Consider the following 12,220-nt stretch of genomic DNA (forward strand, 5'->3'; position numbering starts at 1 on the left):
AGTTAGCCAGGTCTCGCCAGGATCCCCCGGGATCTCCCCCAGGGCAGGGTCATTCGCCGCCGAAGGGGACGCCGAGCGCCTCGAGCCGGGCGCGGCCGCCGTCCTCGGCGGTCAGCACCCAGACCCCGGCCTCGGTCAGCGCGAAGGTGTGCTCGAAGTGCGCGGCCCAGGTGCCGTCCGCGGTCACCACGGTCCACTCGTCGTCGAGGACGTCGGTGTCGTGGGTGCCGAGGGTGATCATCGGCTCCACCGCCAGCGCGATACCGCGCTTGAGCCGGGGACCTCGCCCCGGCCGGCCCTCGTTGGGCACGTCCGGCTCCATGTGCATCGAGGTGCCGATGCCGTGACCGGTGTAGCCGTCGACGATGCCGTAGGTGCCCGCACCGCGGACGTAGCTCTCGACGGCGTGGGAGATGTCGCTGACCCGGCCCCCGATCCGGGCGGCCGCGAGGCCGCGCCACAGCGACTCCTCGGTGACCCGGACCAGCTCGGCCACCTCGGGCCGCACGGGGCCGACGGCCACGGTGATCGCGGCGTCGCCGTGCCAGCCCTCGACGATCGCCCCGCAGTCGATGGAGATGACGTCGCCCTCGGCGAGCACCTGCTCGCCGGGGACGCCGTGCACGACCTGCTCGTTGACCGAGGCGCAGATGCTCGCCGGGAACGGCGGCACGCCGTACCCGAGGAACGAGGGGACGCCGCCCTGCTCGCGGATGCTCTGCTCCGCGAGTGCGTCGAGCTCACCCGTGCTGATCCCCGGGCGCACGGCGTCCCGGAGCCGCTCCAGCGTGCGCCCGACGACCAGCCCCGCGGTCCGCATCGAGCGGACCTGCTCGGGGCTCTTGATCTCGATCCGGTGCTGGTCGAAGAACAAGGGACCGGGTGGGGTCAGCTCTGCGGGATGTCGTCGAGCGCGTCGAAGATCCGCTGCTGGACCTCGTCGATCTCGCCCATGCCGTCGACCTCGACGACCAGGCCGTGCTCGGCGTACACCGCGATCAGCGGCTCGGTCTCGGCGGCGTAGACCTCGAGACGACGCCGGATGACGTCCTCGGTGTCGTCGGCACGACCCTCGATCTCGGCCCGCTTGAGCAGCCGGCCCAGGAGCGCCTCCTGGTCGACGGTGAGCACCAGGACCGCGTCGAGGCGGTGTCCGGTCTCGAGGACCATCGTGTCGAGCTCGGTGACCTGGGCCAGCGTGCGCGGGTAGCCGTCGAGCAGGAAGCCCTTCTCGGCGTCCGGCTCCGCGATCCGGCTGCGCACCATGTTGTTGGTGACCTCGTCGGGGACGTACTCCCCCGCGTCCATGTACTTCTTGGCCTCCACGCCCAGCGGAGTGCCCCCGCTGACGTTGGCCCGGAAGATGTCGCCGGTCGAGATCGCCGGGACGTCGAAGTGGTCGGCGACCGCCTTCGCCTGGGTGCCCTTGCCGGCCCCCGGGGGGCCCATGATCAGAAGCCTCAACGCAGGAATCCTTCGTAGTTGCGCTGCTGGAGCTGGCTCTCGATCTGCTTCACCGTGTCGAGGGCGACACCCACCATGATCAGGATGGAGGTTCCACCGAACGGGAAGTTCTGGGAAGCATTGATCAGCACGAACGCGATCAGCGGCACGAGCGAGATCAGACCCAGGTAGAGAGCGCCCGGCAGCGTGATGCGGGACAGGACGTAGGACAGGTAGTCCTGGGTCGGCTTGCCCGCCCGGATCCCGGGGATGAAGCCGCCGTACTTCTTCATGTTGTCGGCCACCTCTTGCGGGTTGAAGGTGATCGACACGTAGAAGTAGGTGAAGAAGATGATCAGCAGGAAGTACGCCGCCATGTGGACCGGGTTGCCCTGGTCGACGAGGTACTCGTTGACCCAGCGGATCACCTTGCTCGGGTTCTCGGCGTTCTGGTTGAACTGGACCGCCATCGCCGGCAGGTAGAGCAGCGAGCTGGCGAAGATGACGGGGATGATGCCCGCCTGGTTGACCTTGAGCGGGATGTAGGTCGAGCTGCCGCCGAACATCTTGCGCCCCACCATGCGGCGGGCGTACTGCACCGGGATCCGGCGCTGCGCCTGTTCGATGAAGATGACGGCTGCGACCAGCACCATGCCGATCACGACCACGATGCCGAAGGTCCACCAACCCTCAGTGATCTTCACCTGCCACAGCGCGGCCGGGAAGGTCGCGACGACCTGGGTGAAGATGAGGATGGACATGCCGTTGCCGACACCGCGCTCGGTGATGAGCTCACCGAGCCACATGATGACGGCCGTACCGGCGGTCATGGTCACGACCATGACCAGGAAGGTCTTGGTGTCGTTGCTGTGCAGCAGGTCGCGATCACAACCTTGGAGCAGGTTGCGCGAGCGCGCCAGCGCCACGATGCCGGTGGCCTGGAGGACCGCGAGGCCGAGCGTGAGGTACCGCGTGTACTGCGTGATCTTGGTCTGACCGGCCTGCCCCTCCTTCTTGAGGGCCTCGAGGCGCGGGATCACGACGACGAGCAGCTGCAGGATGATGCTCGCGGTGATGTACGGCATGATGCCGAGCGCGAAGATCGTCAGCTGGAGCAGGGCGCCACCGGAGAAGAGATTCACCAGGCTGTAGAGACTGGCGTTCTCGCCCTTCTGGGCCTCACCGATGCAGAACTCCACGTTGGAGACGTGCACGCCAGGGGCGGGAATCTGCGAACCGGCCCGGAAGATCACGATGATCAACAGGACGAACAGCAGCTTGCGCCGCAAGTCCGGGGTCCGGAAGGCGTTCACGAACGCGCTGAGCACTCGGGTCCTCTTTCTACTCCAGGCTGCCGTCTCGGCAGGCCGTCGATCCGGCGGGGGTGACCACCTGACGATGACGGGCGAGCGGCCGCGGGAAGCCTAACAGGCGGGGTGTTGCATCCGTGCTGCCAGCCGGGGTCGTGGGCACTTGAGGGCATCCGCGTCATCCGGCTGAGACACACGAAGGGCGCGGCCTGGCCGAAGCCAGCCACCGCGCCCCTCGCGAGTGCCTCACAGGACCGTGATGGTCCCGCCGGCGCTCTCGATCTTCTCCTTGGCCGAGGACGAGAACGCGTCAGCGCTCACCGTGACCTTGACCGTCAGGTCTCCCTGGCCGAGCACCTTGACCGGGTGGCCCTTGCGGACCGCGCCCTTGGCGACCAGCGTCTCCGGGGTGACGTCGCCACCCTCGGGGAACAGCGCGCTGATCTTGTCGAGGTTGACGACCTGGAAGGTCACCTTGAACGGGTTCTTGAAGCCCTTGAGCTTCGGGAGCCGCATGTGGAGCGGCATCTGGCCACCCTCGAACGCGACCGGGACCTGGTACCGGGCCTTGGTGCCCTTGGTACCACGACCGGCGGTCTTGCCCTTGGAGCCCTCACCACGACCCACGCGGGTCTTGGCGGTCTTGGCGCCCGGGGCCGGGCGCAGGTGGTGCAGCTTGAGCGTCATCGTCACTCGCCTCCGACAACCTCGACCGTCACCAGGTGACGGACGGTGTGGACCATGCCCCGGATCTCGGGACGGTCCTCCTTGATCACGACATCGCCGATCCGCTTGAGGCCGAGCGTGCGCAGGGTCTCGCGCTGGTTGGCCTTGGTGCCGATCTTCGACTTGGTCTGCTGAACCTTGAGCTGTGCCATCAGGCCGACACCGCCTGGTTCGAGGAGGACTTCGCGGCCGCCGCAGCGGCCTCGCCCTCGGCCTTGGCCTTGAGCAGCGCCGCCGGGGCGACGTGCTCGACCGGCAGACCACGACGCGCGGCCACTGCCTCGGGCTGCTCCAGCATCTGGAGCGCCGCGACGGTCGCGTGCACGATGTTGATCTGGTTCGACGAGCCCAGCGACTTGCTGAGGACGTCGTGGATGCCGGCGCACTCCAGGACGGCGCGCACCGGACCACCGGCGATGACACCGGTACCGGGGGCGGCCGGGCGCAGGAACACCACGCCGGCGGCCTTCTCACCCTGGACCGGGTGCGGGATCGTGCCCTGGACGCGGGGGACGCGGAAGAAGTTCTTCTTCGCCTCCTCGACGCCCTTGGCGATCGCCGCGGGAACTTCCTTGGCCTTGCCGTAGCCGACGCCCACCAGACCGTCGCCGTCACCCACGATCACGAGGGCGGTGAAGCTGAAGCGACGTCCACCCTTCACGACCTTGGCGACACGGTTGATGGCAACGACCCGCTCGACGTACTGGTTCTTGTCGGCGCCGCCGCGGCGATCGTCACGGCCACCACGGCCGCCACGGTCGCCACCCGAACGCTGTCCGCGCTGGGCTCCGCTCATGATCTCTCCTCAGTCCTGTTCGCGGTCAGAAGGTCAGGCCGCCCTCGCGGGCGCCATCTGCCAGGGCCGCGATGCGACCGTGATACTTGTTGCCGGCGCGGTCGAAGACAACCGACTCCACGCCCTGCTCCTTGGCACGGGCGGCGACGAGCTCGCCGACCTTCTTGGCCTTGGCGGTCTTGTCGCCGTCGAGGGCGCGCAGGTCGCCTTCGAGGGTCGAGGCCGACACCAGGGTCTTGCCGACCAGGTCGTCGACGACCTGGGCGGTGATGTGCTTGCTCGACCGGGTGATGACCAGGCGCGGACGCTCGGCCGTCCCGGAGATCTTCTTGCGACCGCGGATCTGGCGACGCAGGCGCGACGACGCGCGAGCGGACAGCTTCCGCTGGTACTTCAGGGTGATCGCCATGTCACTTACCAGCCTTTCCGACCTTGCGACGGACGTGCTCGCCGGCGTACCGGACGCCCTTGCCCTTGTACGGCTCGGGCTTGCGGAGCTTGCGGATGTTGGCGGCGACCTCGCCGACCAGCTGCTTGTCGATACCGACGACGCCGAGCTTGGTCGGACCCTCCACCGCGAAGGTGATGCCCTCAGGGGCGTCGAAGATGATCGGGTGCGAGTAGCCGAGCTGGAACTCCAGCTGGGTCGGGCCCTTGGACAGGACGCGGTAACCCACGCCCACGATCTCGAGCTTCTTCTCGTAGCCCTCGGTCACGCCCACGACCATGTTGTTGATCAGGGTGCGGGACAGGCCGTGGAGGGCCTTGGACTGACGCTCGTCGTCGGGACGCTTGACGTCCAGGACGCCCTCGCCCTTCTCGACGGTGATCGGAGCGGCGACGGTGTGGCTCAGGGTGCCCTTGGGGCCCTTGACCGTGACGTCGGCGCCGTTGATCTGGATGTCTACCCCAGCCGGGACCGGGACGGGGAGCTTGCCGATGCGCGACATGTTCTTCTCTCTCCTTCCCTTGTCACCAGACGTAGGCGAGGACTTCCCCACCCACGCCCTTCTGGTTGGCCTGACGGTCGGTCAGCAGGCCCTGGCTCGTCGAGATGATCGCGACGCCGAGGCCACCGAGGACCTTGGGCAGGCCGGTGTGCTTGGCGTACACCCGCAGACCGGGCTTGCTGATGCGGCGGACGCCGGCGATCGAGCGCTCGCGGTTGCGGCCGTACTTGAGCGTGATCGTCAGCAGCTGGCCGACGCCGTTCTCGTTGTCGGCCACCGCGAAGGAGGTGATGTACCCCTCCTGCTTGAGGATCTCCGCGACGCCTTCCTTGAGCTTGCTGTACGGCATGGTCACCGCGTCGTGGTACGCCTGGTTGGCGTTGCGCAGACGCGTGAGCATGTCTGCGATCGGGTCAGTCATCGTCATGATGTGTGTTCTTTCTCGAAGTGGTTTCGCGCCGCGCGTCGGCGGTGCGACCTTCTACGTGTTGGGGTTACCAGCTCGACTTGGTGACGCCGGGCAGCTCACCACGGTGAGCCATCTCCCGCAGGCAGATCCGGCACAGGCCGAACTTGCGGTAGACGGCCTTGGGGCGGCCGCAGCGCTGGCAGCGGGTGTAACCGCGCACCGCGAACTTGGGCTTGCGGGCGGCCTTGACCTTGAGCGCAGTCTTCGCCATGTCAGTTCTCCTTGAACGGGAAGCCGAGCTGCTTCAGCAGCGCGCGCCCCTGCTCGTCGTTGGTCGCCGTGGTGACGATGGTGATGTCCATGCCCCGCTGGCGGTCGACCTTGTCCTGGTCGATCTCGTGGAACATGACCTGCTCGGTCAGACCGAAGGTGTAGTTGCCACGGCCGTCGAACTGCTTGGGCGAGAGGCCCCGGAAGTCGCGGATACGGGGCAGCGCCAGGGACAGCAGGCGGTCCAGGAACTCCCACATGCGGTCGCCGCGCAGCGTGACGTGCGTGCCGATCGGCATGCCCTCACGGAGCTTGAACTGGGCGATCGACTTGCGGGCCTTGGTCACGGCCGGCTTCTGGCCGGTGATCGCGGTGAGGTCGCGGATGGCGCCCTCGATCAGCTTCGAGTCGCGGGCAGCCTCGCCGACACCCATGTTGACCACGATCTTGGTCAGACCGGGGACCTGCATGACGTTGGCGATCTCGAACTCGGACCGCAGCGCCGGGAGGATCTCCTCGCGGTACTTGGTCTTGAGCCGAGGGGTGACCTTCTCGATGGTGGTCTCGCTCATCTCAGATCTCCTTCCCGGTCTTGCGGGAGATACGGACGCTGCGCGTCGACGGGTACTCCGAGCCGTCGGGGCGGCGCTTGGTGACGTCGACCCGCTTGTAGCCGATCTTGGTCACGCCGTCGCCCTCGACCAGCATCACGTTGGACACGTGGATGGGGGCCTCGGTGGTGATGATGCCGCCGGTGTTGCCGGCGCGCCCACCCTGGTCGACGACCTTGGTGTGCTTCTTGATCCGGTTGACGCCCTCGACGATCACCCGCTCCTCCTCACGGAGAACCTTGATGATCTTGCCCTCGGCGCCCTTGTCCTTGCCGGCGATGACCTTGACGGTGTCGCCCTTCTTGACGCGCAGGTTGGGCTTCTTGCGCACCTGCTCGGACTTCTTGCGGGTAGCCATCACAGCACCTCCGGCGCGAGCGAGATGATCTTCATGAACTTCTTCTCGCGCAGCTCACGGCCCACGGGGCCGAAGATGCGCGTGCCACGGGGCTCACCGTCGTTCTTGAGGATCACCGCCGCGTTCTCGTCGAAGCGGATGTACGAGCCGTCGGGCCGGCGGCGCTCCTTGACGGTGCGCACGACGACCGCCTTGACGACGTCGCCCTTCTTGACGTTGCCGCCGGGGATGGCGTCCTTGACGGTGGCGACGATGACGTCGCCGATGCCGGCGTAGCGACGACCGGAGCCGCCGAGCACCCGGATGCAAAGGATCTCCTTGGCACCGGTGTTGTCGGCGACCTTGAGTCGCGACTCCTGCTGAATCATCGATTTCTCCTGGTTGTCGTGCCGGTTCTCAGGCCCTCAACTGGGGTCTGAGCCTGGCCGAACGGATTTACTTCGCGCGCTCGAGGATCTCCACCACGCGCCAGCGCTTGGTGGCCGAGAGCGGGCGGGTCTCCATGATGAGGACGCGGTCGCCGACGCCGCAGTCGTTCTGCTCGTCGTGGGCCTTGAGCCGCGTGTTGCGGCGCAGGACCTTGCCGTACAGAGCGTGCTTGACGCGGTCCTCGACGGACACGACCACGGTCTTGTCCATCTTGTCGCTGACCACGAGGCCCTCGCGGGTCTTGCGGGCGTTGCGCTGAGTCGTCTCGGCGGACTCGCTCATCAGTTCTCCTCCTCGGTACCCGGGGCGGTCCGGATGCCGAGCTCGCGCTCGCGCACCACGGTGTAGATCCGGGCGATGTCCTTCTTGACCGTGCGGAGCCGACCGTGGCTCTCCAGCTGGCCGGTGGCCGCCTGGAAGCGCAGGTTGAACAGCTCCTCCTTGGCCTCGCGCAGCTTGGCCTCGAGGTCGGTGTCGTTGAGCTCGTCCAGCTCGTGGGCGTGGATCAGGTTCGCCATCAGAACTCACCAGCCTCTCGCGTGATGAAACGGCACTTCATGGGGAGCTTGTGGATGGCCCGGCGCATCGCCTCACGGGCGACGTCCTCGGGAACACCGGACAGCTCGAACATGACGCGGCCGGGCTTGACGTTGGCGACCCACCACTCCGGGGAACCCTTACCGGAACCCATGCGGGTCTCGGCAGGCTTCTTGGTGAGGGGACGGTCCGGGTAGATGTTGATCCAGACCTTGCCGCCACGCTTGATGTGGCGGGTCATGGCGATACGGGCCGACTCGATCTGGCGGTTGGTCACGTAGTGACCCTCGACCGCCTGGATACCGAAGTCACCGAACGCCAGCGACGTACCGCCCTTGGCCGCACCCCGACGCTTCGGGTGGTGCTGCTTGCGGTGCTTGACGCGACGCGGCATCAACATGGGTCAGGACTCCGTTCCGGTGGTCGGCTCGACCGCGGCAGCCTCGGGAGCAGCGGCCTCGGCCGGCGCGTCCGCGTTGCGGTCGGAGCGGTTCGGGCGGTCGCCGCGCGACCCACGGGTCGGACGGTCGCCACCACGGCTGGGGCGGCCACCGCGGCCGGGGACACCGGCGCGGGCAGCGGCCTGGGCCTGACGCTCGGCACGGGTGCCGGCGACCTCGCCCTTGTAGATCCAGACCTTCACGCCGATGCGGCCGAAGGTCGTGCGGGCCTCGTAGAAGCCGTAGTCGATGTCGGCACGCAGCGTGTGCAGCGGGACGCGACCCTCGCGGTAGAACTCGGTGCGCGACATCTCGGCGCCGTTGAGGCGGCCGGAGCACTGGATCCGGATGCCCTTGGCACCGGAACGCATCGAGGTCTGCATGGCCTTGCGCATCGCGCGGCGGAACTGCACGCGGCCCGAGAGCTGCTCGGCGACGCCCTGGGCGACCAGCTGCGCGTCGATCTCGGGGTTCTTGACCTCGAGGATGTTGAGCTGGACCTGCTTGCCGGTCAGCTTCTCGAGCTCGCCACGGATGCGGTCGGCCTCGGCGCCACGGCGACCGATGACGATGCCCGGACGCGCGGTGTGGATGTCGACGCGGACCCGGTCGCGGGTGCGCTCGATCTCGACCTTGGCGATGCCGGCCCGCTCCATGCCCTTGCTGAGCAGCTTGCGGATGGCGACGTCCTCGCCGACGTAGGCCTTGTACAGCTTGTCGGCGTACCAACGCGACTTGTGGTCGGTGGAGATGCCGAGGCGGAAGCCGTTCGGGTTGATCTTCTGACCCATTACTTCTTGCCCTTCTTCGCGACGACCTCAGCCGGCTGGACCGCGATGGTGATGTGGCTCGTGCGCTTGTTGATCCGGGTGGCCCGGCCCTGCGCACGGGGACGCCAACGCTTCATCGTCGGACCCTCGTCGACGCGGGCGACCGAGACGACCAGGTCGCCGGCGGGCAGACCCTCGGTCGTCGTGGCGTTCGCGACGGCGCTCTGGAGCACCTTGGCGATGGTCTCGGAAGCCGACTGCGGCGCGAACTGCAGCAGCGTCAGGGCCTCGTCGGCGGGCAGGCCGCGAACCAGGTCGATGACGCGGCGCGCCTTCATCGGGGTGATCCGCACGAAGCGGGCGGTCGCGAAGGCGCCGGGCTCGTCGCCCAGGATCGACTCGCGCCGCGCGCTGACGCGGTTGCGCTCAGTGGTGCTCATCGACGGCGTCCCTTCCGGTCTTCCTTGACGTGACCGCGGTAGGTGCGGGTCGGCGCGAACTCACCGAGCTTGTGGCCGACCATGGAGTCGGAGATGAAGACCGGCACGTGCTTGCGCCCGTCGTGGACCGCGATCGTGTGGCCGATCATCGAGGGGATGATCATGGACCGGCGCGACCAGGTCTTGATGACGTTGTGGCTGCCCTTCTCGTTCTCCGCGTCCACCTTCTTGAGCAGGTGGCCGTCGACGAAGGGGCCCTTCTTGAGGCTGCGAGGCATCTCTCAGTTCCTTCAGCGCTTGTTCTTGCCGGACTTGCGGCGACGGATGATCTGGGAGTCGCTGGCCTTGCGCTTGCGCGTACGGCCCTCGGGCTTGCCCCACGGCGAGACGGGGTGGCGACCACCGGACGTCTTGCCCTCACCACCACCGTGCGGGTGGTCGACCGGGTTCATGACGACACCACGGACGGTCGGGCGCTTGCCCTTCCAGCGCATCCGGCCGGCCTTGCCCCAGTTGATGTTCGACTGCTCGGCGTTGCCGACCTCGCCGACCGTCGCGCGGCAGCGCACGTCGACGTAGCGCATCTCGCCCGAGGGCAGACGCAGCGTCGCGCGGGAGCCCTCACGAGCGACCAGCTGGGCGCTGTTGCCGGCCGAGCGGGCCAGCTTGGCACCGCCACCGGGACGAAGCTCCACGCAGTGGATCGTCGTACCGACGGGGATGTTGCGCAGCGGCAGGTTGTTGCCCGGCTTGATGTCGGCGCCGACACCGGCCTCGACCCGCATGCCCTGGACGAGGTCCTTCGGCGCCACGATGTAGCGCTTCTCGCCGTCGGCGTAGTGCAGCAGCGCGATGCGCGCGGTGCGGTTGGGGTCGTACTCGATGTGCGCGACCTTGGCCGGCACGCCGTCCTTGTCGTAGCGACGGAAGTCGATGACGCGGTAGGCGCGCTTGTGACCGCCACCGTGGTGCCGGGTGGTGATCCGGCCCTGGTTGTTGCGGCCGCCCTTCTTGGGCAGCGGACGGGTCAGCGACTTCTCCGGCGTGGTGCGGGTGATCTCGGCGAAGTCGGCCACCGAGGAGCCACGACGGCCCGGGGTGGTCGGCTTGTACTTACGGATAGCCATGTCAGATTCCTCTACCTAGCCCGGTCAGGAGACCGGACCTCCGAAGATGTCGATGCGGTGACCCTCGGCCAGGCTCACGATGGCGCGCTTGGTGTCCTTGCGCTTGCCGAGGCCGTGGCGGGTCCGGCGGACCTTGCCCGGCCGGTTGAGGGTGTTGACCGAGGTGACCTTGACGCCGAAGACCTTCTCGACCGCGATCTTGATCTCGGTCTTGTTGGCGTCGGGACGCACCAGGAACGTGTACTTGTTGTTGTCGAGGAGGCTGTAGCTCTTCTCCGACACCACCGGCGCGATCAGGATGTCGCGGTGGTCCTTGTGCAGGGTGCTCATCAGTTCTCCTCCTCGGCGTTGCCACCGACGAGGCGGTCGAACGCGGCCTTGCTGAACACCACGTCGTCGCTCACGAGGACGTCGCGGGTGTTGAGCTGGTCGACCGCCACGATGTGGACCTCGGGCGCGTTGCGCAGCGAGAGCCAGGTGAGGCTGTCGGCGCGCTCGAGCACGACGAGGAACTTGCGGCGGGTGGTCAGCTCGAAGAGCGAGGCGAGCGCGGCCTTGGTCGAGGGCTTGTCGCCGGCCACGAGGGCCTCGACGACGTGGATCCGCTCGTTGCGCGCCCGGTCGGAGAGGGCGGCGCGCAGGGCGGCAGCCTTCATCTTCTTGGGGGTGCGCTGGCTGTAGTCACGCGGCTGCGGGCCGTGGACGATGCCACCGCCGGCGAACTGCGGCGCGCGGGTCGAGCCCTGACGGGCGCGGCCGGTGCCCTTCTGCTTGTAGGGCTTCTTTCCACCACCGCGGACCTCGCCGCGACGCTTGGTGGAGTGGGTGCCCTGGCGCGCCGCCGCCTGCTGGGCGACGACGACCTGGTGGATCAGCGGGATGTTGACCTCGACGTCGAAGATCTCGGCGGGAAGGTCGACGGAAACGGTCTTGGCCATGGTGCTCAGCCCTTCTTCGCAGCCGTGCGCAGGACGACGAGGCCGCCCTTGGGGCCGGGGACGGCGCCCTTGATCAGGACGATGCCCTTCTCGACGTCGACGGCGTGGACGGTGACGTTCTGGGTGGTGACGGTGTCGGTACCCATGCGGCCGGCCATGCGCAGACCCTTGAACACGCGACCCGGCGTGGCGCAGGCGCCGATCGAGCCCGGCTTGCGGTGGTTGCGGTGGGCACCGTGCGAGGCGCTCACACCGGCGAAGCCGTGCCGCTTCATGACACCGGCGAAGCCCTTGCCCTTGCTGGTGCCGGTCACGTCGATGGCCTGGCCGGCCTCGAACGTGTCGACGGGCAGCTCCTGGCCGACGGTGTACTCCGACGCGTCCGCGGTGCGGATCTCGACCACGTGCCGGCGCGGCGTGGTGCCGGCCTTGGCGAAGTGGCCCGCCTGCGGCTTGTTGACCTTGCGGCCCTCGATCTCGCCGAAGCCGATCTGGATGGCGTTGTAGCCGTCCGGCTCGGGCTGGCGGACCTGGGTGACCACGTTGGTGCCCGCGGCGACCACGGTCACCGGGATGACCCGGTTGTTCTCGTCCCAGAGCTGGGTCATGCCGAGCTTGGTGCCCAGCAGGCCCTTCACGTTGCGCTCAATAGTCATGTCTCGAACC

Annotated in this window: 23 protein-coding genes; all 23 read right to left on the reverse strand. The window is 67.9% G+C overall.

Annotation, left to right across the window (positions count from 1 at the left end; all coding sequences use genetic code 11):
* Positions 1-49 precede the first annotated feature (49 nt).
* Complete coding sequence (gene map, locus M0M48_RS18010) at positions 50-874, reverse strand: type I methionyl aminopeptidase (RefSeq protein ID WP_257752183.1); 825 nt, start codon at positions 872-874, stop codon at positions 50-52.
* 14 nt (positions 875-888) lie between these two features.
* Positions 889-1,464 (reverse strand): adenylate kinase, encoded by a 576-nt coding sequence (locus M0M48_RS18015; protein ID WP_215814578.1) that lies wholly within the window; start codon positions 1,462-1,464, stop codon positions 889-891.
* Positions 1,461-2,771 carry a preprotein translocase subunit SecY gene (gene secY, locus M0M48_RS18020; protein WP_215814577.1) on the reverse strand — a complete coding sequence of 437 codons (1,311 nt, stop codon included), beginning with the start codon at positions 2,769-2,771 and terminating at the stop codon, positions 1,461-1,463. Before secY ends, M0M48_RS18015 begins: the two co-directional genes overlap by 4 nt.
* Positions 2,772-2,999: 228 nt before the next feature.
* A complete protein-coding gene (gene rplO / locus M0M48_RS18025) occupies positions 3,000-3,440 on the reverse strand; it encodes a 50S ribosomal protein L15 (RefSeq protein ID WP_215814576.1) in 441 nt (146 codons plus the stop codon).
* Positions 3,441-3,442: 2 nt separating this feature from the next.
* A complete protein-coding gene (rpmD, locus tag M0M48_RS18030) occupies positions 3,443-3,631 on the reverse strand; it encodes a 50S ribosomal protein L30 (RefSeq protein ID WP_056894483.1) in 189 nt (62 codons plus the stop codon).
* Positions 3,631-4,275, reverse strand: coding sequence for a 30S ribosomal protein S5 (rpsE, locus tag M0M48_RS18035; protein ID WP_215814575.1), 645 nt, complete (start codon positions 4,273-4,275; stop codon positions 3,631-3,633). Before rpsE ends, rpmD begins: the two co-directional genes overlap by 1 nt.
* A 25-nt stretch (positions 4,276-4,300) precedes the next feature.
* On the reverse strand, positions 4,301-4,684 hold the full coding sequence (rplR, locus tag M0M48_RS18040; RefSeq protein WP_215814574.1) for a 50S ribosomal protein L18: 384 nt from the start codon (positions 4,682-4,684) through the stop codon (positions 4,301-4,303).
* 1 nt (position 4,685) lies between these two features.
* Positions 4,686-5,225, reverse strand: coding sequence for a 50S ribosomal protein L6 (rplF, locus tag M0M48_RS18045; RefSeq protein WP_215814573.1), 540 nt, complete (start codon positions 5,223-5,225; stop codon positions 4,686-4,688).
* Between the two features lie 22 nt (positions 5,226-5,247).
* A complete protein-coding gene (gene rpsH, locus M0M48_RS18050; RefSeq protein ID WP_215814572.1) occupies positions 5,248-5,652 on the reverse strand; it encodes a 30S ribosomal protein S8 in 405 nt (134 codons plus the stop codon).
* Between the two features lie 67 nt (positions 5,653-5,719).
* On the reverse strand, positions 5,720-5,905 hold the full coding sequence (locus M0M48_RS18055; RefSeq protein ID WP_011757321.1) for a type Z 30S ribosomal protein S14: 186 nt from the start codon (positions 5,903-5,905) through the stop codon (positions 5,720-5,722).
* A gap of 1 nt (position 5,906) precedes the next feature.
* A complete protein-coding gene (rplE, locus tag M0M48_RS18060; protein WP_215814571.1) occupies positions 5,907-6,476 on the reverse strand; it encodes a 50S ribosomal protein L5 in 570 nt (189 codons plus the stop codon).
* Between the two features lies 1 nt (position 6,477).
* Positions 6,478-6,873 carry a 50S ribosomal protein L24 gene (rplX, locus tag M0M48_RS18065; RefSeq protein WP_215814570.1) on the reverse strand — a complete coding sequence of 132 codons (396 nt, stop codon included), beginning with the start codon at positions 6,871-6,873 and terminating at the stop codon, positions 6,478-6,480.
* Positions 6,873-7,241, reverse strand: a complete 369-nt coding sequence (gene rplN, locus M0M48_RS18070; protein ID WP_011757324.1) for a 50S ribosomal protein L14 — start codon at positions 7,239-7,241, stop codon at positions 6,873-6,875. Before rplN ends, rplX begins: the two co-directional genes overlap by 1 nt.
* Positions 7,242-7,308: 67 nt before the next feature.
* On the reverse strand, positions 7,309-7,584 hold the full coding sequence (gene rpsQ / locus M0M48_RS18075) for a 30S ribosomal protein S17 (RefSeq protein WP_038681122.1): 276 nt from the start codon (positions 7,582-7,584) through the stop codon (positions 7,309-7,311).
* Positions 7,584-7,820, reverse strand: a complete 237-nt coding sequence (gene rpmC, locus M0M48_RS18080) for a 50S ribosomal protein L29 (protein WP_038681124.1) — start codon at positions 7,818-7,820, stop codon at positions 7,584-7,586. The genes rpsQ and rpmC overlap by 1 nt, the downstream gene beginning before the upstream one ends.
* The gene (rplP, locus tag M0M48_RS18085) at positions 7,820-8,239 is read right to left on the reverse strand and encodes a 50S ribosomal protein L16 (protein ID WP_038681126.1); all 420 of its coding nucleotides are present in this window, start codon (positions 8,237-8,239) and stop codon (positions 7,820-7,822) included. Before rplP ends, rpmC begins: the two co-directional genes overlap by 1 nt.
* A 3-nt stretch (positions 8,240-8,242) precedes the next feature.
* The gene (rpsC, locus tag M0M48_RS18090; protein ID WP_215814569.1) at positions 8,243-9,070 is read right to left on the reverse strand and encodes a 30S ribosomal protein S3; all 828 of its coding nucleotides are present in this window, start codon (positions 9,068-9,070) and stop codon (positions 8,243-8,245) included.
* Positions 9,070-9,489 (reverse strand): 50S ribosomal protein L22, encoded by a 420-nt coding sequence (gene rplV, locus M0M48_RS18095; protein WP_257752184.1) that lies wholly within the window; start codon positions 9,487-9,489, stop codon positions 9,070-9,072. The genes rpsC and rplV overlap by 1 nt, the downstream gene beginning before the upstream one ends.
* Entirely contained in the window at positions 9,486-9,767 is a 282-nt protein-coding gene (rpsS, locus tag M0M48_RS18100) for a 30S ribosomal protein S19 (RefSeq protein WP_215814567.1), read from the reverse strand. The genes rplV and rpsS overlap by 4 nt, the downstream gene beginning before the upstream one ends.
* Positions 9,768-9,779: 12 nt before the next feature.
* The gene (gene rplB, locus M0M48_RS18105) at positions 9,780-10,616 is read right to left on the reverse strand and encodes a 50S ribosomal protein L2 (protein WP_107779312.1); all 837 of its coding nucleotides are present in this window, start codon (positions 10,614-10,616) and stop codon (positions 9,780-9,782) included.
* Positions 10,617-10,640: 24 nt separating this feature from the next.
* Positions 10,641-10,946 (reverse strand): 50S ribosomal protein L23, encoded by a 306-nt coding sequence (rplW, locus tag M0M48_RS18110; protein ID WP_215814566.1) that lies wholly within the window; start codon positions 10,944-10,946, stop codon positions 10,641-10,643.
* Positions 10,946-11,554: a 50S ribosomal protein L4 gene (gene rplD / locus M0M48_RS18115; RefSeq protein WP_215814565.1), complete on the reverse strand. Its 609-nt coding sequence runs from the start codon at positions 11,552-11,554 to the stop codon at positions 10,946-10,948. Before rplD ends, rplW begins: the two co-directional genes overlap by 1 nt.
* Before the next feature lie 5 nt (positions 11,555-11,559).
* The gene (rplC, locus tag M0M48_RS18120) at positions 11,560-12,210 is read right to left on the reverse strand and encodes a 50S ribosomal protein L3 (RefSeq protein ID WP_139621521.1); all 651 of its coding nucleotides are present in this window, start codon (positions 12,208-12,210) and stop codon (positions 11,560-11,562) included.
* Between the last annotated feature and the right edge of the window lie 10 nt (positions 12,211-12,220).

The organism is Pimelobacter simplex, assembly GCF_024662235.1.
Lineage (GTDB): Bacteria > Actinomycetota > Actinomycetes > Propionibacteriales > Nocardioidaceae > Nocardioides.